This is a genomic window from Sphingomonas sp. R86521 (assembly GCF_042466235.1).
GTDB lineage: Bacteria > Pseudomonadota > Alphaproteobacteria > Sphingomonadales > Sphingomonadaceae > Sphingomonas.
In genome coordinates this window covers 780,090-802,464 of record NZ_JAXHBY010000001.1, presented here as the reverse complement: position 1 = coordinate 802,464, position 22,375 = coordinate 780,090, and the positions used below count along the sequence as shown (strand labels likewise).

Here is a 22,375-nt window from a genome sequence, read left to right as displayed (position 1 = left end):
TGTACGGACCTTCTTAAAGGCGCTTGCCGAACCAGTGCGGGGTGACGTCGGCCTCGACCAGCGGGTTGTCGGTGTCGACATGCCCTTCGGGATCGAGGTGGATCAGCACCTCGACCTTGGGGAACATCGCACGCAGGTTGCGCTCGACGCCCTCGACGATGTCGTGCGCCGCGGCGACGCTCAGGTCGCGCGACACCTCCATGTGGAACTGCGCGAAATCGTGACTGCCCGACCGGCGGGTGCGGAAGTCATGGATGCCCTTCAGCCCCGGCTGGCGCGCGGCGACGTCGAGGAACTGCGTGCGCAAATCCTCGGGCCATTCCTTGTCCATCAGCTGGTCGATCGCGTTCGACGACGCCGAGAACGCGCCCCACGCCAGCCAAACCGCGATGATGATGCCGAAGATCGGGTCGGCGCCGCTCCAGCCGAAATACTGGTCGAGCACCAACGCGACGATCACCGATCCGTTGAGCAGCACGTCGGACTGGTAATGGACGTTGTCCGCCAGGATCGCGACCGATCCTGTCTGGCGAATGATGCTACGCTGATAGGCGAGCAGGAACAGCGTCGCGACGATCGCGATCACCGACACGCCGATACCGAATTCCGCGCCGCTGGTGGGGCCGGGATTGCCCAGCGCGACGATCGCACGCCAGGCGATCGCGCCCGCCGACGCGGTGATCAGCATGACCTGGAACAGCGCCGCGAGCGCCTCCGCCTTGCCGTGGCCGAAGCGGTGGTCGTGATCCGCCGGGGTCGCGGCAAGCCGCACGCCGTACAGCGTCACGAGGCTGGCGAGCAGGTCGAGCGCGGTGTCGGCGAGCGAGCCGAGCATCGCGACCGATCCCGTCGACCACGCCGCAAAGCCCTTCAGCAGCAGCAGGAAGCACGCCATCGCGACGCTGGCGAGCGCCGCGCGGGTCGCCAGCGGGATGATTTTCCGTCGTTCGTCGTTGGTCATGGGTACAGCTGCCCTTCGCTCCAGGCACCGTCTTCGCGCACGAACAGCCGGCGTTCGTGGAGCCGGTGCGCGCGATCCTGCCAGAACTCGATGTGGGTCGGCACGATCCGATAGCCACCCCAATGCGGCGGCCGCGGCACGTCCTGCCCCTCGAACCGCGCGGTCATCTCGGCGAAGCGCGCTTCGAACGTCGCGCGCGCATCGAGCGGTCGCGACTGTTCGGACGCCCAGGCGCCGAGCTGCGAGTCGCGCCCGCGCGAGGCGAAATAGGCATCGGATTCGGCGTCGGTCGCAAGCTCGACCGCCCCCTCGATGCGGATCTGGCGGCGGATCGACTTCCAGTGGAACAGCAAAGCGGCATGGGGATTGGCGGTCAGATCGCCGGCCTTGCGGCTCTCGCGGTTGGTGTAGATCACGAAGCCATCGGGGCCATGCCCCTTCAGCAACACCATCCGCACCGATGGCCGCCCGTCCGCATCCGCCGTCGCGAGCGCTACCGCATTGGGATCGTTGATTTCGGACGCCTTGGCCTCGGCGTACCAGGACTCGAACAGCGCGAAGGGGTCGTTGGACATGCCGGCTCCATAGCGAAACATGGCCGATAGCGAAACCTCGTCTCCCCTCCCTTTCAGGGAGCGTGAAGAAGGATGGGGAACGAGTTGCCTGCCCGAACGATTGAATCGGTTCCGCAACGAAGGACACCGCTTTGGCCGCACGCGCATATTGGCAGGGACAGATCCGGCTCGCGCTGGTCTCGATTCCGGTCGAGATCTATTCCGCGACCAAGAGCGGCGCGCAGGTCAGCTTCAAGCAGATCCACGAGCCGTCGGGCCAGCCGATCCATTACGACAAGGTCGTCACCGGCGTCGGCCCGGTCGACGCCGACGAGATCATGAAGGGCTATGAGATCTCGAAGGGCGAATATGTCCTGCTCGAACAGGACGAGATCGACGCGGTGAAGCTCGAGTCGAAGAAGACGCTGGAACTGACGCAGTTCGTGGACGCGAGCGAGATCGACGTGCTCTATTACGAGAAGCCGTATTTCGTGGTGCCTGCCGACGACCTCGCCGAGGAAGCGTTCATCGTGCTGCGCGAGGCGCTGCGGCGGACCAAGAAGGTCGGGCTCGGCCAGCTGGCGATGCGCGGGCGCGAATATGTCGTCAGTTTGAAACCATGCGGCCGCGGCATGGTGCTGGAGACGCTGCGCTACGCCGACGAGGTCCACAAGGCTCAGGGCTATTTTCGCGAGATCCCCGACGACAAGCCCGACGACGAGCTGCTCGACCTGGCCGAGGCGCTGATCGACAAGCGCACCGCGGCGTTCCACCCGCAGGAATTCCACGACCGCTATGTCGATGCGCTGAAAGACCTGATCGAGCGCAAGCGCAAGGCGAACGGCAAGAAGATCATCGAGGACAAGGGGGAGGAACGCTCCGGGTCGAATGTGGTCGACCTGATGGCGGCGCTGAAGAAGTCGATGGCGGCGAAGGAGCCGGCCAAGGCTGAGGAGAAGAAGACGCCGGCGAAGAAGGCCCCCGCCAAGCGCGCGCCGGCGAAGAAACGTGCCTGACCCGCTTCTCCTCCCCTCCCGCCTGCGGGAGGGGTCGGGGGTGGGCTCGCGCCATCGGCGTGAGCTATTGTCGAGAGCGCGAGCCCACCCCCTACCCCCTCCCGCTTGCGGGAGGGGAGTGAGATGACTGTCGATCCCCTCGAACTTTACAACGCGAAGCGCGACTTCGCGAAGACCGCCGAACCCGCGGGTACGCTCGCCCCCGGACACGGCAACAGCTTCATGGTCCAGAAGCACGACGCCACCCGCCTCCACTGGGACTTCCGGCTCGAGATCGACGGCGTGCTAAAAAGCTGGGCGGTCACCCGCGGTCCCAGCCTCGATCCGGGCGAAAAACGCCTCGCCGTCCGCACCGAGGATCACCCGCTCAGCTACGCGACGTTCGAGGGGACCATCCCCAAGGGCGAATATGGCGGCGGCACGGTAATGCTCTGGGACCGCGGCACCTGGTCTCCGATCAAGGGCAAGTCGGCCAAGGACCTCGACAAGGGCCACCTCCACTTCGTCCTCGAGGGCGAGCGGATGAAGGGCGAATGGCTGCTGATCCGCCTGAAACCGCGCGCGAAGGAAAAGCGCGAGAACTGGCTGCTGCGGAAGACCGGCGATGCCGAGGCGGGCGGGACGGATACGCTGGTCGAGGAGGCGCTGACCAGCGTCGCGACCGGGCGGACGATGGTGGAGATCGAGGAGGGGAAGACGGCGAAGGCGAAGGCCAAACCTGAGCGAAAACCGTCACTCCTCTCCAAACCGTCATCCCAGCGAACGCTGGGATCCAGAGCCACGAGCGCGACGCCTGAGACCCTGGATCCTGACTTTCGTCAGGATGACGATGCTTCGACTGCGTTCCGCGACCTCCAACTCTGCACCCTCGTCGACGCGGTCCCCACTGGCACCGCGTGGCTGCACGAAGTGAAATACGACGGCTACCGCGCGCTCGTTGCCGTCGCGAATGGCAAGGCGAAGGTCTTCACCCGCTCCGGGCTCGACTGGACCGACAAGTTCCCCGGGATCGCCGCCGCCGCCGCCAAGCTCCCGGTAAAGACCGCACTGATCGATGGCGAGATCGTCGCGTTCAAGGATGGCCAGCCAGATTTCTCGACGCTGAAGGACGCGATCTCGGCGAATGGCGAGATGACGATGTTCGCGTTCGACCTGCTCGAACTGGACGGCGAGGATTTGACGCCGCTGTCGAACCTCGACCGCAAAGCCAGACTGCAACCGCTGATCGGCAGCGACACGCACCTGCAATATTCCGACCACGTCATCGGCGCGGGCGAGCAATTGTTCGAGACGATGTGTCGCGAGGGCCTTGAAGGCATCGTCTCGAAACGCGCCGACGCGCCCTATGTCGGCAAGCGCACCAAGGCGTGGCTCAAGGTCAAATGCATCCGCCGCCAGGAATTCGTCATCGTCGGCTGGCTGCCGTCGGACAAGAAACGCGGGTTCAAGTCGTTGCTGCTCGGGGTCAACGGCCATGACGGCTATGTCTATGTGGGCAAGGTCGGCACCGGGTTCGACCAGGCACTGATGACCGAGCTGCGCGAGAAGCTCGACGGATTGGAGCGCAAGACGCCGACCGTGCAGGCGCCCAAGGCGGCGGTGCGCGGTGCGCGCTGGGTGACGCCGAAGCTGGTCGCGGAGGTCGCGTTCGCCGAGACGACGCCCGACGGCGTGCTGCGCCATTCGAGCTTTATCGGGCTGCGCGAGGACAAGGCGGCGAAGGACGTCGTCGCCGAGACCCCTGCCCCGCTTCCCGACCCAAAGTCCGATGCCGCCCCCGCGCCCGAGATCACCGTCAAGGTCAGCAGCCGCGACCGCGTGATCTTCTCTGAATCGAGCGTCACCAAGGGCGAGCTCGCCGACTATTACGCGGCGATATCGGGGATCATGCTGCCCTGGGCCGGCGATCGCCCTGTCAGCCTGGTCCGTTGCCCCCAAGGCCGCGCCCGCGCGTGCTTCTTCCAGAAGCACGACGCTGGCAGCTTCGGCGACACCGTCCACCAGGTGCCGATCCGCGAAAAGGACGGGTCGACCGAGAATTATCTCTACGTCGACAGCGCCGACGGGCTGGTCGCGTGCGTGCAGATGGGGACGATCGAGTTCCACGGCTGGGGATCGAAGATCGACGCGCTGGAGAAGCCCGACCGGCTGGTGTTCGATCTCGACCCCGACGAGGGCCTCGATTTCGAGGACACCAAGAAGGCCGCCGAGCATCTGAAGAACCAGCTTGCCGAACTCGGGCTGGTCAGCTTCCCGCTGCTGTCGGGGGGCAAGGGCGTCCATGTCGTGGTGCCGCTGACCCCGCAAGCGGAGTGGCCCGCGGTGAAGGACTTCGCCGACCGCTTCGCGCGCGCGCTGGCATCGGCCGAGCCCGATCGCTTCGTCGCGGTGATGGCCAAGGCCAAGCGGGTCGGCAAGATCTTCATCGACTATCTGCGCAACCAGCGCGGCGCGACCGCGATCATGCCCTATTCGGCACGCGCGCGGGCGGGCGCGCCGGTGGCGGCGCCGGTGTCGTGGACCGAGCTGCGCGATATCGACACCGCGGCGAAGTGGAGCGTGCGCGATGCGGCGAAGTTGATCGAACGGGTCGGGTCGCCCGCGCTCGATGGCTGGGGGCAAGCGGACCAGGTGCTGCCGGACCTGTAGGCAACCGTCATCCTGACGAAAGTCAGGATCCAGAGCCACGAACGCGGCGCTTCATAACCCTGGATCCTGGGTCGAGCCCAGGATGACGAACGGAAGAATCGGCGGGATTTGCCTTGCACCCCGCCGCCGAAAGGTGGACCAAGCCCGACGCGCTTTGGGGAATTACGTGACGATGGCGACGCAACCCGCCCCCCTGTTCGACGCCACCCTTCACGCCCGGCGCTGGCTGACCGACTATTGTGCGCGCTCCGGCCCTGCCGACGTGTTGTGCGACGCCGCGGATTCGGCGTGGACCGCGATGTTCGAGGAACTGGCGACGGTCGCCTCCGACGATCTCGGCCATGCCCGCGAGCGCGTGCAGCGCCATGCCGCCGACATCGGTACCGGCTTTCGCATCGCCGACGAACCCGACGAGCGCCCCTGGCCGGTCTCGCCGGTGCCGCTGCTGATCGAATCGCAGGAATGGGCGGGTATCGCGCGCGGCGTGGTGCAGCGCGCCGACCTGCTGGAGGCGATCGTCGCCGACCTCTACGGCGATGCGACCCTGGTGTCCGACGGGCATATTCCCGCCGCGCTGGTCACCGGCAGCCCGTTCTTCCTGCGCCCGATGGTCGGGCTGGAGCCGCCGGGCGGGCGGCATCTGCAGTTCATCGCGGTCGACCTGGGGCGCGGTCCGACCGGCGAATGGCGCGTGCTCGCCGATCACCTGCGCGCGCCCGCTGGCGCCGGCTATGCGCTCGAGAACCGGCTCGCGGTCGGGCGTACGCTGGGCGGATTGCAGGCGAAACTCAACGTCCAGCGCCATGCGCCGTTCTTTGCCGCGTTCCGCGCTGGGATCGCGGCGATGTGCAAGCGCACCGATCCGCGGATCGGGCTGCTGACCCCCGGCCGCTTCAACCCGAGCTATCCCGAACAGGCGCATCTCGCGCGCTATCTGGGACTGTTGCTGGTCGAGGGCGCGGATCTCGCCGCGCTCGAGGACAAGGTGTACGTCCGCACCATCGGCGGGCTGAAGCGGATCGACGCGCTGTGGCGCCGGGTCGATCCGCGGCTGCTCGATCCGCTGGCGTTCGACACCCATTCGCAGATCGGCGTGCCGGGGCTGATCGACGCCTATGCCGCGGGCAACGTCGTGCTGTCGAACGCGCCGGGCGCCGGCTTGCTGGAGGCGCCTGCCTTTGCCGGCTTCATGGCGGGTCTGTCGCGGAAACTGCTCGGCGAGGAGCTGCTGCTGCCCAACATCGCGACCTGGTGGTGCGGACAGCCGGACGCGTGTGCCAGCGTTGTGGAGGCGTTCGACCGGATGCTGATCGGGCCGGCGTTCCGCGAGACTCCGCTGGGCATGACCGGCGGACCGGTCGCGGGCGCCGAGATCACCGGCGCGGCGCGCACCGCGCTGATCGCAGACCTGGTGCGCCGCCCGCAGGATTATGTCGGGCAGGAGATGGTCCAGCTGTCGACGATGCCGGTGGTGATCGGCGACGCGCTGGTCCCCCGGCCGTTCACGCTGCGGGTGTTCGCGGCGCGCGGAGCTGATGGCAACTGGACCGTGCTGCCGGGCGGGTTCGCGCGGATCGGCGAGCATCCCGACCCGCGTGCCGGGGTGATGGGCGAAGGCGTGTGGTCGGCGGATGTCTGCATCCACGGCCCCGAACCGGTCGCGCCGGAATCGCTGCTGACCGCGCCGGACTCGCTCCACGTCCGCCGCAATCCGGGGACGCTGCCGAGCCGCGTCGCCGACAATTTCTACTGGCTGGGGCGCTATCTCGAACGCGGCGAAGCCTTGCTCGGCGCGATCCGGGTGATGCTCGGCAATTCGATCGACGTCGATGGCGGCGCGGTGCTGTCGCCGGCCACGGTGGGGCGGCTGGTCGGGTTGATCGTCGGGGCCGGCGCCGGCCCGCATCCGCCGTCGCTGCGCCGCGCCGACCTGACCCTCCTCGCGCGCACCGCGATGGAGGACGAGGGCTGGCAGTCGATCGCGACGATCAACCGCCACGCCCGCGAGATCGGCGAAGGATCGCGCGACCGGCTGTCGGCGGACATGGTGCGGCTATTGGAAGCGCCCTTCCCCACCCACCGCGGCATGCTCGATCGCGCCGGATCGCTGCAACGCCGGTACGCTGCGATCGCCGGGCTGTCCGCCGAGCATATGGGGCGCACCGCGGCGTGGCGGTTCCACGATCTCGGCCGGCGGATCGAGCGCGCGATGGCGATGGCGCGCGTGATCCGGCTGTTCGGGATGCCCGGCGCGTCGCCCGACGACCTGTCGGTGCTGCTCGACCTGGCGGACAGCCAGATCTCCTACCGCCAGCGTTACCCGACCGGGATCGCGCGGGTGCCGGTGATGGACCTGGTCGCGCTCGACCCCGGCAACCCGCGCAGCCTCGCCTTTTCCGCCGAACGGATCGCGCAGCGGCTCGCGGAACTGCCGGTGCTGAGCGACGACGAGATGGCCGAGCCGCAGCAATGGCAGGCGACCGGGCTGCAGGCGATCGTCGCGACCTCCAGCGCGGCGGAACTCAATGCGGAAACGCTGGGCGATATCGAGCGACGGCTGGGCGGCGTGTCGGACGCACTGGCGCGGCGCTATTTCCTGCAGGGCGCCGAACCGCTGCGCGCCGCCGGGCTGATCCTGGCATGAGCGGCAAGCGTGCGCTGCTCCCTCTCCCCTCCGGGGAGAGGGTAGGGGTGAGGGGCCGCCAAGCAATGCTGCGCCCAGATCAGCCCCTCACCCCAACCCTCTCCCCGAAGGGGAGAGGGAGCAGGTTGCCCCGATGATCTACGACATTCGCCACGTCACCACCTTCGATTACGGCGCCAGCGTCAAGTTCGCGCGCTGCAACCTGCGGCTGAAACCGATCGACTGGCCCGGCCAGCGGCTCGAATCCTATGCGCTATCGGTTCACCCCGCCGGCCGCACCAGCGCCGCGCGCGCCGAAGCGGGACTCGCCAACGTCACCCGGCTGACCGTCGATTCCCCGGTCCGCCACCTGACCATCGAAAGCATCTCGCGGATGGTCGTCGACCGCCTCGTGCCGGTGCCGACCGAAGACGACCCGACGCTGGGCGAGGTCGCGGCGATGGCGCGCGCCAGCACCGATTTGTCCGCGGCGAGCCCGGCCAATTATCTCTATCCCTCGCCGCTGATCCCGCTCGACCATGCAATCGCCGAATGGTGCGCGCCCGATCTCGACCCGTCGCGCGGCAGCCTGGAGGCAGGGATCGCGCTGGCACGCCGGATCCAGACCGAGTTCGAATTCGACGCCACCGCGACCTTCGTCGACACGCCCCCGCACGAGGCGTTCCTGAAACGCCGCGGGGTGTGCCAGGATTTCGCGCAGATCATGATCACCGGCCTGCGTGCCGCCGGGCTGCCCGCAGCCTATGCGTCGGGCTATATCCGCACCATCCCGCCCCCCGGTCAGCCCCGCCTGGTCGGTGCCGACGCGACGCACGCCTGGGTGCTGCTGTGGTGCGGGCCGGTGCAGGGCTGGGTCGGGGTCGATCCGACCAACGGCATCTGGATGGCCAGCGACCACATCGTCATGGCGGTCGGCCGTGACTATGCCGAGATTGCTCCGGTCGACGGCGTCGTACTGGGATCGGGCGCGCAGGACATGCAGGTCAGCGTCGACGTCGCGCCCTTCGAGCCGCCTGCCTTCGAGCAGTAGGAATTGCGCATCGCGGCGCGCTGCCCCACATAGGCGCCTAATACACCATGGGGACGTAAGTGGCCGATCCGTACAAGATCCTGAACGTGGACCGCAGCGCCAGCGAAGCCGATATCAAGAAGGCGTACCGCAAGCTCGCCAAGGAGCTGCACCCCGACCGCAACAAGGACAATCCCAAGGCGTCGGAGAAGTTCAGCCAGGTCACCAACGCGTACGACCTGCTGCAGGACAAGGACAAGCGCGCGCGGTTCGACCGCGGCGAGATCGACGGCGATGGCAACCCCGCCGCCCCGTTCGGCTTTGGCGGCGGCGGTGGCGGACGTCCGCAACCGGGCGGCCCTGGCGGCTTCCGCAGCGAGGAGTTCGGCGGCGGCGCGGATGTCGGCGACATCTTCGAAGGGCTGTTCGGCGGCCAGCGCGGCGGTTTCTCCAGTGGCTTCGGTCGGCGCGCGCAGCCCAAGGGCGCGAACGCCGCGTATCGCCTGCTGGTGCCGTTCGTCGAGGCGGCGACTCTCGAGCCGCAGCGGGTGACGCTCGCCGACGGCAAGACGCTCGACCTGAAACTCCCCGCCGGTGTCGAGAGCGGCACCCAGATGAAGCTGACCGGCAAGGGCGAGCCCGGCCCCGGCGGTGCCGGCGATGCGATCCTGACGATCGACGTCGCACCGCATAAATTCTTCACGCGCGACGGCGACGACGTCCGCCTCGATCTGCCGATCAGCCTGGCCGAAGCCGTCCTGGGCGCGTCGGTGAAGGCGCCGACGGTCGACAAGCCGGTGATGCTGACGCTCCCCAAGGGCACCAGTTCGGGCAAGACGCTGCGCCTGAAGGGCAAGGGCTTCCACAAAAAGGCCGGCGGTCGCGGCGATCAACTCGTCACGCTGATGGTCCAGGTGCCGGCGGACGACCCCGCGCTGACCGCCTTCGTCGAGACCTGGGAGGCGCGCGACGCGGGGAACCCACGGGGGGCGATGGGCGTCTGACGTCGTAATGAACGACGCCAGCGCCCTCTCGCCCGAAGCCCGGGCGCACCAGCATGGCGCCGCGCGCCGCCGTATCGACCGGGGTTACGCAAAGGTCCGCCCCGGCAGCTTCGCGTTCGAAGTGGTCAAGCGATCGGCGGTCGGCGTCTTCACCGATGGCTTCATCCACGCCGGCAACCTTGCCTATCTGGCGCTGATGACGCTGTTTCCGTTCTTCATCACGGCGGCGGCGATCGCGTCGCTGTTCGGCCAGAGCGAAGAGACGATCCGTGCGGTGAATTCCTTCCTGCACGTCCTGCCGCCCAACGTCGCCGATCTGTTGCGCAAGCCGATCTCCGACGTGCTGGCGGCACGGACCGGATCGTTGCTGTGGTTGGGCGGCCTCGTCGGGCTTTGGACGGTCGGCGGGTTCGTCGAGACGATCCGCGACATCTTCCACCGCGCCTATGGGATCAAGGCGACAGCGCCGTTCTGGAAATCGCGGCTCGGCTCGTCGTTCGTGATCATCTGTTCGGTGATCATCGCACTGCTGTCGTTCCTGGTGCAGGGCATCCTGACCGCCGCGGAACAGTTCATCTATCGCCTGCTCCCGTTCGCCGAGGACGCCGCGGGCTGGGTCGGCCTGTCGCGCGCGATCCCCGGGCTGATCATGTTCGGCGCGCTGTACCTGCTGTTCTATTCGGTGACGCCGTCGCGCTATCGCTACAGCAAGAACCCGAAATGGCCGGGCGCGCTGTTCACCACCGCATGGTGGATCGCGGCGACCGCGCTGCTCCCGGTGATCCTTGCGCAGCTCGGTGGCTACGACCTGACCTATGGCAGCCTGGCCGGCGTCGTCGTCATGCTGCTGTTCTTCTACGTCATCGGCCTGGGCCTGGTATTCGGCGCGCATCTGAACGCCGCACTGGCGGAACCCCCCGAAACGGGGCAAGAGCAGGGCAACGAAACGGAAGAGACGGGGACGGCGACGGCGTGAATGGATTGATGGCAGGCAAGCGCGGGCTCGTCATGGGACTCGCCAACGACAAGTCGCTGGCTTGGGGGATCGCGAAGAAGCTGTCGGAAGCCGGCGCGGAACTCGCCTTCAGCTACCAGGGCGCGACGATGGAAAAGCGCGTCCGGCCGCTCGCGGAGCAGCTCGGCACCGCGCGGCTGTTCAATTGCGACGTGTCCGACATGGCCGCGCTCGACGCGACCTTTGCCGACCTGGCGAAGGACTGGCCGACGATCGACTTCGTCGTCCACGCGATCGGCTTCTCCGACAAGAACGAGCTGCGCGGGAAGTATGTCGACACCAGCCTCGACAATTTCCTGATGACGATGAACATCTCGGTCTATTCGTTCGTCGCGGTCGCACAGCGCGCGGCCAAGATGATGGCGCCGTTCGATCCCGTGACGGGAACCGGAGGCGGCGCGATGCTGACGCTCAGCTATTACGGCGCTGAGAAGGTCATCCCGCACTACAACGTGATGGGCGTGGCGAAGGCCGCGCTCGAGACCAGCGTCCAGTATCTCGCGGTCGACCTGGGTCGCGACAACATCCGCGTCAACGCGATCTCGGCAGGCCCGATCAAGACGCTGGCGGCCAGCGGCATCGGCGATTTCCGCCTGATCCTGAAGTGGAACGAGCTGAACTCGCCGCTGAAGCGCAACGTCACGATCGACGACGTCGGCGGCGCCGGGCTGTATTTGCTCAGCGACCTGGCGAGCGGCGTCACTGGTGAGACGCATCACGTCGACGCCGGCTACAACGTGATCGGCATGAAGGCAGAGGACGCCCCCGACATCGCACTGGCCTGATGCCTACGGTGCTCCGGCTCCATGGCCTGCGCTTCATGATCTTCGTCGATGATCACCCACCGTCGCATGTCCATGTTTTTGGAGACGGCGAAGCGAAGATCGAGATCGAGGGCGACGGACGACTTCCGCGCATGATATACGTCGAACGGTTGAGCGCGGCAGTCCAGCGACGCGCACTTGTCGCCGTTGCACAGAACCAGGCGATGCTCCTGAAGAGATGGGCTGAAATCCATGATCGAACTGACTGACGAAGAGATGGCGATCGCGAACGAACGCGGTCGCATCGAGATGGCGACCAAGCCGCGTGCGCGTGCGGCGCGATACGACCGCGCGCAGGATCGCATCGTCGTCGATCTGGTCAACGGATCGACCTTCTCCTTCCCGCCGCAACTCTTGCAGGGCTTCGATCGCGCGACCCCGGAGCAGATCGCCGAGGTCGAAGTACTGGGCGTAGGGTTCGGCTTGCATTGGGAATCGCTCGACGCGGACTTTACCGTGGCCGGCCTCATGGCGGGCCGCTTCGGGAATGCGCGCTACATGGCCGAACGGTTTGGCGCCGCCTGGGACGCGGTTGCAGCGGAATGAGCTTCAACACCTTCGGACGCGTATTCCGGTTCACCACCTGGGGCGAGAGCCATGGCCCGGCACTGGGCGCGGTGGTCGATGGCTGCCCCCCCGGCATTGCGCTGAGCGAGGCCGATATCCAGCCCTGGCTCGACAAGCGGCGCCCCGGCACCTCGCGCTTCACCACGCAGCGGCGTGAGCCCGATCAGGTCCGCATCCTCTCCGGCGTGTTCGACGGCCGCACCACCGGCACCCCCATCAGCCTGATGATCGAGAATGTCGACCAGCGGTCGAAGGACTATTCCGACGTCGCCAAGGCCTATCGTCCCGGCCACGCCGACTATGCCTATGACGCCAAATACGGGTTCCGCGATTTCCGCGGCGGCGGGCGATCGTCCGCCCGCGAGACCGCGGCGCGCGTCGCCGCCGGCGCGGTCGCGCGGCTGGTGGTGCCACAGGTCCGGGTGCGCGCCTGGGTCGAGGCGATCGGCGGCGACGCGATCGACCCTGCCCGGTTCGACGATGCGCAGATCGACATGAACCCGTTCTTCTGCCCCGACATCGCCGCCGCCTCGCGCTGGGAGCGACTGGTCGACGATGCGCGCAAATCCGGGTCGTCGCTGGGCGCGGTGATCGCGTGCGAGGCAACCGGCGTCCCTGCCGGCTGGGGCGCGCCGATCTATGCCAAGATGGATTCCGAACTCGCAGCGGCGTGCATGAGCATCAACGCGGTCAAGGGCATCGAGATCGGCGACGGGTTCGCCGCCGCCGCACTGTCGGGCGAGGCCAATGCCGATCCGATGCGGCCGGGTGCAGAAGGCCCCGAATTCCTCGCCAACCATGCCGGCGGGATCGCGGGCGGGATCGCCACCGGCCAGCCGATCCGGCTGCGCGTCGCGTTCAAGCCGACCAGCTCGATCCTCACCCCGGTCGAGACGATCGGACCCGATGGCATCGCCACCACGATCGCTACCAAGGGCCGTCACGACCCTTGCGTCGGCATCCGCGGGGTGCCCGTGGTCGAGGCCATGGTGGCACTGGTATTGGCGGACCAGGCGTTGCTGCACCGCGCCCAGTGCGGATGAGGTAGGGAACGGTTAAGGCTGAGGGTCGTTGGGTCTCCTATAAAACAGGAGAGAGAACGATGCGTATTATCAAGACCTTGGGCATTGCCGCTTTGATCATCCCCGCCGCCGCCATGGCGCAGACGACGAGCTCGACCGGTACCGCCGGCGGGTCGATGTCGGGCCAGACCGGCACCACCGCAAGCAGCCCCCAGTCCACGACCTCGCCGACGACGTCGTCGACCCGCAGCAGCCGTTCGGCCAAGAAGAGCCGCTCGGGTTCGACCACCGGTTCGACGACGATGGGTACCGATTCGACCATGGGCGGAACGGCGGGTGGCACCAGGGGTGGCACGACCGATGGCACCATGGGCGGTACGACCGGCGGTACCATGGGCGGAACGACGGGCGGCATCATGGGTGGCACGACAGGCGGTACCATGGGTGGCACCGCAGGCGGCACGATGGGCGGCACCGGTTCGACGACCGGCGGTACCACGCCGAACTGATCGACTTCGATGAAGCAAGGATACCGGGCGACACTTTCGCCCGGTATTTTTGCGTCTGGGTCCTAGCCCCAGGGTATGCCGATCAGTCGGAGAACGGATCGCGTACCAGGATCGTGTCCGCGCGCTGCGGGCTGGTCGACACCAGCGCCACCGGGCAGCGAATCAGCTCCTCGATACGGCGGATATACTTGATCGCCTGCGCCGGCAGATCGGCCCAACTTCGCGCACCGGCGGTGGTTTCCTGCCAGCCTTCCATGGTCTCGTAGATCGGCTCGACCAGCGCCTGGTCGGCGGCATGCGCCGGGAAATAATCCAGCGTCTCGCCGCGCAGGCGATAGCCGGTGCAGATCGAGACCTGCTCGAACCCGTCGAGCACGTCGATCTTGGTCAGCGCGATCCCGGTGATGCCGCCGACTGCGGCGGACTGGCGCACCAGCACCGCATCGAACCAGCCGCAGCGGCGCTTGCGCCCGGTGACGGTGCCGAATTCATGCCCGCGCTGACCCAGCCGTTCGCCGGTGTCGTCCTCGAGTTCGGTCGGAAACGGACCGGATCCGACGCGTGTCGTATAGGCCTTGGCGATGCCGAGCACGAACCCGACCGCCGACGGCCCGAGGCCCGATCCCCCTGCGGCAGCGCCGGCGATGGTGTTGGACGAGGTGACGAACGGATAGGTGCCGTGGTCGACGTCGAGCAGCACGCCCTGCGCGCCCTCAAACAGGATGCGCTTGCCAGCAGCGCGCGCGATGTTGAGGTCGCGCCACACCGGCTTGGCGAACGGGAGCACGAACCCGGCGATCGCGCGCAGGTCGGCGATCAGCGTCTCGCGGTCGATCGGCGCCTCGCCGAACCCGGCGCGCAGTGCATCGTGATGCGCCGTCAGCCGGTCGAGCTGCGGTCCCAGGTCGTCGAGATGCGCTAGGTCGCAGACCCGGATCGCGCGCCGGCCGACCTTGTCCTCATAGGCTGGACCGATGCCGCGCCGCGTCGTGCCGATCTTGCCCGCGCCGCTCGCATCCTCGCGCAGACCGTCGAGATCGCGGTGGAACGGCAGGATCAGCGCGCAGGTATCGGCGATCCGCAACGTATCCGGCGTCGCGACGACGCCCTGCGCCGCCAGCCGTGCGATCTCGTCCTTCAGCGCCCAGGGATCGAGCACCACGCCGTTGCCGATGAACGACGGCGTACCGCGCACGATGCCCGACGGCAGCAGCGACAGCTTGTAGACGTTGTCGCCCACCACCAGCGTGTGGCCGGCGTTGTGGCCGCCCTGGAACCGCACCACCATATCGGCGCGCTCGGCGAGCCAATCGACGATCTTGCCCTTGCCCTCGTCGCCCCATTGCGCGCCGATGACTGCTACGTTGCCCATGTTCGTCTCCGAAGATTACCGATGGCGCCTACAGCGCGCGGGGGCCGTCCGCCACCCATAGATGCGTGCACAGCTGTGCCTCAGGCGTATCGCCCGCCTCCAGCGCCGCGACCGTGACCCAGCCCTGCGCGCGCATCGCCGCACCCTCGGCCGGGGCGGTACCGAACGGCAGGAACAGCCGACGCCGATCGACGCCGTTGCCGTTCGCGACCAGCGCGTCGGCATACAGCGAGAACCCGGTCGCAGCCTCTTCGGCGCCGTTCTCGTGGATCACAGTATAGGTGCCACCCCGCCCGGCCTCCTGCGACAGCCCCGCCGCGAACAGCGAGAAGCCGAGCCAGCTCTGATATTCGAAGCCGTGGCGCTCGGTCGGATCGAGCGTCAGCGTCACGCGGTCGCCGATGTCGGCCGCGATCCGCGCCAGTCCGTCGAGACGCGAGCCGAGGACTCCGCCGGTATCGAACGCGCGAAGCCGGGCGAGCGCGGTGTCGAACGGCCCCGCCGCCTCGATCAGCGGCAGATAGCCCGGCGCGATCGCCGCGACGCTGCCCGCATCCTTCGCATCCAGCCGGTCGCGCAGTTCGGCGATGTGCTCGGCCGCGACCGGCAAGGGCCCGTCTGCCAGTGTCTGGACCAGATCGGGCAACGTGAAATCGATCGACAGGCCGGTCGCGCCCGCCGCCTCCAGCGTATCAACGGCGACCGAGACCACCTCTTGCGCGGCGGCGACCGAATCGAGCCCGATCAGCTCGCACCCGATCTGCCGCCATTCGCGCGCCGGCGCGAGCTGCGACGCGCGCAGCTTCAGCACCGACCCGGCATAGCTCAGCCGCACCGGTCGCGGATGATGCCCCATCCGCGTCGCGGCGATCCGCCCGACCTGCGCGGTGATGTCCGGCCGGATCGCCAGCGTCCGCTGCGACACCGGATCGACGAACCGCACCGCGTCGTGCAGCCCACCGGCCTTCAGCCGCATCGCGAGCCCGTCGGCGAATTCTACCAGCGGCGGATCGACGCGCTCATAGCCATGCAACCGCGCCGCCTCGAGCACGCGGATTTCGAGCGCGGCGGCGGAATCGGCGAAGGGGGGAAGGCGGTCGCGATAGCCTTCGGGGAGGAGAGCGGTCATGCGATGGGTCCAGCGGTTTGAAGCGCGTTATCCAGAACCTGCCATACCCCGTCCATGTCGTTGATGACATCGGCATTGCTGAACCGGATCACGCGATACCCCTGTAAATGAAGCCACGCCGTGCGGCGTTCGTCGCGCGCTTGGTCGGTGTGCGTATCGCCGTCAACCTCGACGACCAGTTTCGCGTCGCGCGCGGCGAAGTCGGCGATGTAGGGGCCAATGACGAGTTGGCGAGTGAATTTGGTGTTGAAGATCTGGCGGTTGCGGAGGTGACGCCAGAGCATGGCCTCGGCCGCTGTAGGCTCGCGACGCATTCGCTTCGCCCGATCCAATAGGCGGTCGTCGGTTTTCACAACTGCTCCCTCTCCCCTCCGGGGAGAGGGCCGGGGTGAGGGGCGCCGCGAGCGCTACCCTTCCCAACTACCCCTCACCCAACCCTCTCCCCAGAGGGGAGAGGGCTTTAGAAGGAGCATAGCAGGATCAGAAATCCAACCCCATCGCGGTCTTCACGCCGGGGAGCGCGCGGACCTTGGTCAGCAGGTCCGCGGTCACCGCGTCGTCGACCGACAACAGCAGCACCGCCTCGCCGCCAGCCGATCGCCGTCCGAGATGGAACGTCCCGATATTGACCCCGGCCTCGCCCAGCGCCGTCCCGAGCCGCCCGATGAAGCCCGGTGCATCCTCGTTGACGACGTACAGCATCGGCCCGGCCAGATCGGCCTCGATCTTCACCCCGAACAGCTCGACCAGACGCGGGGCCTGGTCGCCGAACAGCGTGCCGGCGACCGAACGCTCGCCATCCGCGGTCCGCACCGCGACGCGGAGCAGCGTGTGATAGTCGCCCTCGCGCTCGGTCCGCACCTCGCGCACCTCGACGCCGCGGTCGCGCGCGATCAGCGGTGCGTTGACCATGTTGACCGTCGCGGTCTGCGTTTTCAGGAAACCGGACAGGACCGCGCTGGTGATCGGCTTGGGGTTGAGCTCGGCGACCGCGCCCTCGCTATGCACCGAAATCCGGTCGATCGAACCGTGCGTCAGCTGCCCGACCATCGAGCCGAGCTTTTCGGCCAGCGCCATGTACGGCTTCAGCCGCGGGGCTTCCTCCGCCGACAGGCTCGGCATGTTGAGCGCGTTGGTGACGCCGCCCGACATCAGGAAATCGGCCATCTGCTCGGCGACCTGGATCGCGACGTTGACCTGTGCCTCGCTGGTCGACGCGCCCAGGTGCGGCGTGCTGACGAAGTTCGGGGTACCGAACAGCGGCGACGCCTTGGCGGGCTCCTCGACGAACACGTCGAGAGCGGCGCCGCCGATATGCCCCGAATCGAGCCCCGCCTTCAGCGCGGCTTCGTCGACCAGCCCACCGCGCGCGCAGTTGATGATCCGCACGCCCTTCTTGGTCTTGGCCAAATTCTCCGCGCTGAGGATGTTGCGGGTCTGGTCGGTCAGCGGGGTGTGCAGCGTGATGAAGTCGGCACGCGCGAGCAGCTCGTCGAGCGTGACCTTCTCGACGCCCATCTCCAGCGCGCGCTCGGGCGTCAGGAACGGATCGAACGCGACGACCTTCATCTTGAGCCCGCGCGCACGGTCGGCGACGATCGAACCGATGTTGCCGGCCCCGATCAGGCCCAGCGTCTTCGACGTCAGCTCGACGCCCATGAAGCGGTTCTTTTCCCACTTGCCGGCCTGGGTCGAGGCGTCGGCCTCGGGCAGCTGGCGGGCAAGCGCGAACATCAGCGCGATGGCATGCTCGGCGGTGGTGATCGAATTGCCGAACGGCGTGTTCATCACGACCACGCCCTGCGCCGACGCGGCGGGGATATCGACGTTGTCGACACCGATCCCCGCGCGGCCGACGACCTTGAGGTTGGTGGCGTGCGCCAGGATTTCCTTGGTGACCTTGGTCGAGCTGCGGATCGCGAGACCGTCATACTCGCCGATCATCGCCATTAGTTCGGCGGGCGTCTTGCCGGTGATCTCGTCGACCTCGACGCCGCGCTCGCGGAAGATCTCGGCGGCACGGGGGTCCATCTTGTCGGAAATAAGGACTTTGGGCATGGATTGCTCCTGGGGGAATGTCGTGAATGGAGGATGGCTCCCTCTCCCCGTCGGGGAGAGGGCCGGGGTGAGGGGCTGGGTCTCACCGAGCGAATCGCCCGGGGCAGCCCCTCACCCAACCCTCTCCCCAGCGGGGAGAGGGCAAGGAAGTCAGCCGGCCTTGGCGGTCGCGTAGGCCCAGTCGAGCCATGGCCCGAGCGCCACGATATCGGCGGTGTCGACGGTCGCGCCGCACCAGATCCGCAAGCCCGGGGGCGCATCGCGGTAGCCGGCGACGTCAAACGCCGCGCCCTGCTTTTCGAGCAGCCCGGCGAACGTCTTGACGAACGCCTCGTCGGCGCCCTCGACGGTCAGGCATACGCTGGTCTTCGAACGCGTCGCCGGATCGGCGGCGAGATGCCCGAGCCAGTCGCGCTCCTCGACGATCGTGTCCAACGCCGCAGCGTTCGCATCCGACCGCGCGATCAGCCCGTCGGGGCCGAGCGACTTGGCCCATTCGAGGCTCCAGATCGCATCCTCGACCGCGAGCATCGACGGCGTGTTGATCGTCTCGCCTTTGAACACGCCCTCGGTGAGCTTGCCCTTCGAGACGAGGCGAAACACCTTCGGCAACGGCCACGCCGGCGTGTAGCTCTCCAGCCGCTCGACCGCGCGCGGCCCGAGGATCAGCACGCCGTGCGCACCCTCGCCGCCCAGCACCTTCTGCCAGCTGAAGGTCGCGACATCGATCTTGGTCCAGTCGATGTCGTAGGCGAACACGCCGCTGGTCGCATCGGCGAACGACAGGCCTTCGCGGTCGTCGGGGATCCAGTCCGCGTTCGGCACGCGGATGCCGCTGGTGGTGCCGTTCCAGGTGAAGAGCACGTCGTTCGACCAGTCGATCGCATCCAGGTCGGGCAGCTGGCCGTAATCGGCGCGCACCACGGTGGGATCGATTTTCAGCTGCTTTACGGCATCGGTGACCCAGCCTTCGCCGAAGCTTTCCCAGGCAATCGCGGTGACCGGCTTCGCGCCAAGCATCGTCCACATCGCCATTTCGTACGCGCCGGTGTCGGAGCCGGGGACGATGCCGATGCGGTGCGTATCGGGGAGCTTCAACAGTTCGCGCATCAGGTCGATGCTGTACTGAAGGCGGGTCTTGCCGATCTTCGAGCGATGCGAGCGGCCGAGCGAATCAGTGGCAAGCTTGTCCGCGGACCAACCCGGAGGCTTCGCGCAGGGACCGGAGCTGAAATAGGGGCGTGCCGGCTTGGTCGTCGGCAGCGTAGGCGCACCCGTAGCGGGGGCGTAGGTCGTATCAGTCATGTAGTCTCTCCTCACAGAGAGCACGCGCGGCGTTGGGACCGCGTGGCCCGTCGCCGCCCTAGCTGCGGGTGTCCGGGGTGGCAAGCCGCAAAGACTCGGACTGCCGCACCCGCCACTCCCCCCGTCACCCCGGACTTGTTCCGGGGTCCATCGTGCCGCAGGAGCAGCCGGGTGAGGGGTACGCGGACAGATGGATGCCGGAACAAGTCCGGCATGACGGGGCGGGTGTTGGTCGGGCTGGCCCTCCTGCTCGCCGGTTGCGGCAGCAAGCCCCAGCGCCCCCAGCAACAGGTCCGACCCGACCTGTCGCGCGTCCCGACCCATGAAACCGCGCAATGCTATTCCGACCTGCGGGCCGCCGGCGTCACCTTCCGCCCGCTGCCCGACAAGCAGACCGGCCCCGGCTGCGGGCTGTCCGGCACCGTCCAGTTGCTCGAGATCGGCGTCCCCGTGAACAACCTCACCGCGGTGCGCTGCGGCGAGGCACGCGCGTTCGTGACCTGGGCGCGCAACGCGGTCGCGCCCGCGGCGTACCAGATGCTCGGCAGCGAACTGGCGCGGATCGATTCGATGGGGAGCTATGCCTGCCGCAACATCGTCGGATCGGCGGGCAACGGTACGCGGCGGTCGGGCCATGCGATCGCCAACGCGATCGACATCGGCGGCTTCGTGCTGAAGGACGGGCGGCGGATCACGATCCTGAACGACTGGAACTCGACCGACCCGCAGGTCCGGCAATTCCTGCAGACCATCCGCGCATCGGCCTGCAAGCGTTTCGGCACCGTGCTCAGCCCCGACTACAACGCCGCGCACCGCAACCACCTCCACCTCGAGGACGACGGCGCGCGCTTCTGCCGCTAGCCTCCGCTGCCCTTTTGTTCTAATCCTGCGACAATGACAGACACACGTGTACCGTCGCGGGTTTTTCCGCGCGCAAAGCAGGACGCCGAGACCGCCAAGGACTCCGTCTCCACCCCGCAAACCCAGCATCCGGCGTACAAGCTCGCCTTCCAGGACATGGATTTCCTGCTCCGCGAAGACCTGCGCCCGGTGCGGTTCCAGCTCGAGCTGCTGAAGACCGAGCTGGTCCTCGACGAGGCCAAGATCGCCTCGACCTTCGTGTTCTATGGCTCGGCACGGATCCCCGAGCCCGCCAAGGCGCAGGCGCTGCTCGAACTCGCGACCGACGAGAAGTCGAAGAGGATCGCGCAGAGCCTGGTCGAGAAGTCGAAATATTACGAGGTCGCGCGCGAGCTGGCCGCAAAGGTCAGCGTGCTGCCCCGCGATGCCAATGGCTGGCGGCAGTTCGTGGTGTGCTCGGGCGGTGGCCCGTCGATCATGGAAGCCGCCAACCGCGGTGCCGCGGACGTCGGTGCCGAATCGATCGGGCTCAACATCGTGTTGCCGCATGAGCAGGCACCTAATCCTTATGTGACGCCCTCGCTCTCGGTGCAGTTTCACTATTTCGCGCTGCGGAAGATGCATTTCCTGCTGCATGCGCGCGCTCTGGCGGCGTTCCCCGGCGGTTTCGGCACGTTCGACGAGCTGTTCGAACTGCTGACGCTGATCCAGACCGGCAAGATTCAGCCGATTCCGGTGCTGCTGTTCGGCCGCAAATTCTGGGACCGCGTGGTCAATTTCGAAGCGCTGGTCGAAGAGGGTGTGGTCAGCGAACGCGACCTCGGCATCTTCCACTATGTCGAAACCGCGGACGAAGCCTGGGACGTCGTCCAGACCTTCTACCGCGAGCGCGCCGAGAAGGATTCGGCGGAGGGCTGAGGCAACTTCTCCCTCTCCCCTTTGGGGAGAGGGTCAGCCCCTTCTACTCCCTCTCCCCTCCGGGGAGAGGGTCGGGGTGAGGGGCAGTTCCGGGCGGAGCGCTGCTTGGCGGCCCCTCACCCCAACCCTCTCCCCGGAGGGGAGAGGGAGCAGGAATTACTTCTCGCTGCGCGCACCCTTGCGAGCCGCTTCCGGATCCACCGAAGGCGCACCCGAAGCCGGCGTCCCGGTGTTCGCGATATCCGCGGTATCCGGCCCGTTGGTCGCCGCAGCCGCGGCGGCATTCGCCGTCGCCGGCTGATCGCCCGCCGCCGGAGCCGCCCCGGCTGCCGGCTTCGCCGCGCCCGCTGCAGGCGCCGCGGGCAACGGCAGGTTCGAGCCCTGCGAGTTCAGATACGCGATCACGTTGGCGCGATCCTTCGGGTCGCCGAGCCCGGCGAACGTCATCTTGGTCCCCGGCGCGAATTTCCGCGGGCTGGTCAGCCACGCGTTCATCTTGTCGAAGTCCCATTTGCCGCCGACCGCCTTCAGTGCGTCGGAGAAGGCAAAGCCCGCCTTGCCCTGTGCGATGCCCTCGCCCAGCGTCGCGTACAGGTTCGGGCCGATGCCGTTGGCGGCACCCTGCGCGACGGTGTGGCAGGCGGCGCATTTCTTGAAGACTTCGGCGCCCTTGGCCGGATCGGCGGTCGGCAACAGCGACGCGATCGGCACTTCAGCGGCCGCGCCGCCGGCGCCCTCGGCAACGACGCCCTCGATCGCATAGCCCATCTTTTCGGGACGTTCGCCGTGGAACACCATGCCACCGACGATCGACAGGCCCAGCGCCGCGCCGCAGCCTGCGAGTACCCAGCCGGCGATCGTGTTGGTCCGATTGTCCATTTTGCGCGTCCGCCCCTATTTTGATTGCGTCGACCCATAGGAAAGCCCGCGCGTCACCGCAAGCCGCGCTTGCCCGCAC

21 protein-coding genes are annotated in these 22,375 nt (G+C 67.6%); 13 read left to right on the top strand and 8 right to left on the bottom strand.

Annotated features, from left to right (window positions below; all coding sequences use genetic code 11):
- Window positions 1-13 precede the first annotated feature (13 nt).
- Both SJY20_RS03850 and pdxH read right to left on the bottom strand, forming a co-directional pair.
- Window positions 14-961, bottom strand: a complete 948-nt coding sequence (locus SJY20_RS03850; RefSeq protein WP_380785283.1) for a cation diffusion facilitator family transporter — start codon at window positions 959-961, stop codon at window positions 14-16.
- On the bottom strand, window positions 958-1,536 hold the full coding sequence (gene pdxH / locus SJY20_RS03845; RefSeq protein WP_380785282.1) for a pyridoxamine 5'-phosphate oxidase: 579 nt from the start codon (window positions 1,534-1,536) through the stop codon (window positions 958-960). Before pdxH ends, SJY20_RS03850 begins: the two co-directional genes overlap by 4 nt.
- 131 nt (window positions 1,537-1,667) lie before the next feature.
- Between pdxH and SJY20_RS03840 the strand changes: the two genes are divergently transcribed.
- The 11 genes from SJY20_RS03840 to SJY20_RS03790 all read left to right on the top strand — a co-directional run bounded on the left by SJY20_RS03840 (window position 1,668) and on the right by SJY20_RS03790 (window position 13,774).
- Window positions 1,668-2,531, top strand: coding sequence for a Ku protein (locus SJY20_RS03840; RefSeq protein WP_380785281.1), 864 nt, complete (start codon window positions 1,668-1,670; stop codon window positions 2,529-2,531).
- Between the two features lie 123 nt (window positions 2,532-2,654).
- Window positions 2,655-5,180, top strand: a complete 2,526-nt coding sequence (gene ligD, locus SJY20_RS03835; protein ID WP_380785280.1) for a DNA ligase D — start codon at window positions 2,655-2,657, stop codon at window positions 5,178-5,180.
- 172 nt (window positions 5,181-5,352) lie between these two features.
- Window positions 5,353-7,824 (top strand): circularly permuted type 2 ATP-grasp protein, encoded by a 2,472-nt coding sequence (locus SJY20_RS03830; RefSeq protein ID WP_380785279.1) that lies wholly within the window; start codon window positions 5,353-5,355, stop codon window positions 7,822-7,824.
- 133 nt (window positions 7,825-7,957) lie between these two features.
- Window positions 7,958-8,854, top strand: a complete 897-nt coding sequence (locus SJY20_RS03825; protein WP_380785278.1) for a transglutaminase N-terminal domain-containing protein — start codon at window positions 7,958-7,960, stop codon at window positions 8,852-8,854.
- A 59-nt stretch (window positions 8,855-8,913) separates the two neighbouring features.
- A complete protein-coding gene (locus SJY20_RS03820) occupies window positions 8,914-9,837 on the top strand; it encodes a DnaJ C-terminal domain-containing protein (protein WP_380785277.1) in 924 nt (307 codons plus the stop codon).
- Window positions 9,838-9,844: 7 nt separating this feature from the next.
- Complete coding sequence (locus tag SJY20_RS03815) at window positions 9,845-10,813, top strand: YihY/virulence factor BrkB family protein (RefSeq protein ID WP_380785276.1); 969 nt, start codon at window positions 9,845-9,847, stop codon at window positions 10,811-10,813.
- A gap of 8 nt (window positions 10,814-10,821) precedes the next feature.
- Window positions 10,822-11,637 (top strand): enoyl-ACP reductase FabI, encoded by an 816-nt coding sequence (fabI, locus tag SJY20_RS03810; RefSeq protein WP_380785275.1) that lies wholly within the window; start codon window positions 10,822-10,824, stop codon window positions 11,635-11,637.
- Between the two features lie 35 nt (window positions 11,638-11,672).
- Window positions 11,673-11,885 carry a DUF4160 domain-containing protein gene (locus SJY20_RS03805; RefSeq protein ID WP_380785274.1) on the top strand — a complete coding sequence of 71 codons (213 nt, stop codon included), beginning with the start codon at window positions 11,673-11,675 and terminating at the stop codon, window positions 11,883-11,885.
- Complete coding sequence (locus SJY20_RS03800; RefSeq protein WP_380785273.1) at window positions 11,869-12,222, top strand: DUF2442 domain-containing protein; 354 nt, start codon at window positions 11,869-11,871, stop codon at window positions 12,220-12,222. Before SJY20_RS03805 ends, SJY20_RS03800 begins: the two co-directional genes overlap by 17 nt.
- Entirely contained in the window at window positions 12,219-13,286 is a 1,068-nt protein-coding gene (gene aroC / locus SJY20_RS03795) for a chorismate synthase (RefSeq protein ID WP_380785272.1), read from the top strand. The genes SJY20_RS03800 and aroC overlap by 4 nt, the downstream gene beginning before the upstream one ends.
- A 59-nt stretch (window positions 13,287-13,345) precedes the next feature.
- A complete protein-coding gene (locus SJY20_RS03790) occupies window positions 13,346-13,774 on the top strand; it encodes a hypothetical protein (protein WP_380785271.1) in 429 nt (142 codons plus the stop codon).
- Window positions 13,775-13,856: 82 nt separating this feature from the next.
- Here SJY20_RS03790 and SJY20_RS03785 read toward each other — a convergent pair whose 3' ends face one another.
- The 5 genes from SJY20_RS03785 to SJY20_RS03765 all read right to left on the bottom strand — a co-directional run bounded on the left by SJY20_RS03785 (window position 13,857) and on the right by SJY20_RS03765 (window position 19,638).
- Entirely contained in the window at window positions 13,857-15,146 is a 1,290-nt protein-coding gene (locus SJY20_RS03785; RefSeq protein ID WP_380785270.1) for an adenylosuccinate synthase, read from the bottom strand.
- A gap of 28 nt (window positions 15,147-15,174) precedes the next feature.
- Entirely contained in the window at window positions 15,175-16,275 is a 1,101-nt protein-coding gene (locus SJY20_RS03780) for an ATP phosphoribosyltransferase regulatory subunit (protein WP_380785269.1), read from the bottom strand.
- On the bottom strand, window positions 16,272-16,628 hold the full coding sequence (locus SJY20_RS03775; RefSeq protein WP_380785268.1) for an endonuclease domain-containing protein: 357 nt from the start codon (window positions 16,626-16,628) through the stop codon (window positions 16,272-16,274). The genes SJY20_RS03780 and SJY20_RS03775 overlap by 4 nt, the downstream gene beginning before the upstream one ends.
- A 127-nt stretch (window positions 16,629-16,755) precedes the next feature.
- Window positions 16,756-18,333, bottom strand: coding sequence for a phosphoglycerate dehydrogenase (serA, locus tag SJY20_RS03770; protein WP_380785267.1), 1,578 nt, complete (start codon window positions 18,331-18,333; stop codon window positions 16,756-16,758).
- Window positions 18,334-18,483: 150 nt separating this feature from the next.
- A complete protein-coding gene (locus tag SJY20_RS03765) occupies window positions 18,484-19,638 on the bottom strand; it encodes a phosphoserine transaminase (protein WP_380785266.1) in 1,155 nt (384 codons plus the stop codon).
- 213 nt (window positions 19,639-19,851) lie between these two features.
- Here SJY20_RS03765 and SJY20_RS03760 point away from each other — a divergent pair, with 213 nt between their 5' ends.
- Together SJY20_RS03760 and SJY20_RS03755 are read left to right on the top strand one after the other, a co-directional pair.
- Entirely contained in the window at window positions 19,852-20,499 is a 648-nt protein-coding gene (locus SJY20_RS03760; RefSeq protein WP_380785265.1) for an extensin family protein, read from the top strand.
- Between the two features lie 33 nt (window positions 20,500-20,532).
- Window positions 20,533-21,417 (top strand): TIGR00730 family Rossman fold protein, encoded by an 885-nt coding sequence (locus SJY20_RS03755; RefSeq protein WP_380785264.1) that lies wholly within the window; start codon window positions 20,533-20,535, stop codon window positions 21,415-21,417.
- Between the two features lie 156 nt (window positions 21,418-21,573).
- Here SJY20_RS03755 and SJY20_RS03750 read toward each other — a convergent pair whose 3' ends face one another.
- Complete coding sequence (locus SJY20_RS03750) at window positions 21,574-22,296, bottom strand: c-type cytochrome (RefSeq protein ID WP_380785263.1); 723 nt, start codon at window positions 22,294-22,296, stop codon at window positions 21,574-21,576.
- Window positions 22,297-22,375: the final 79 nt, after the last annotated feature.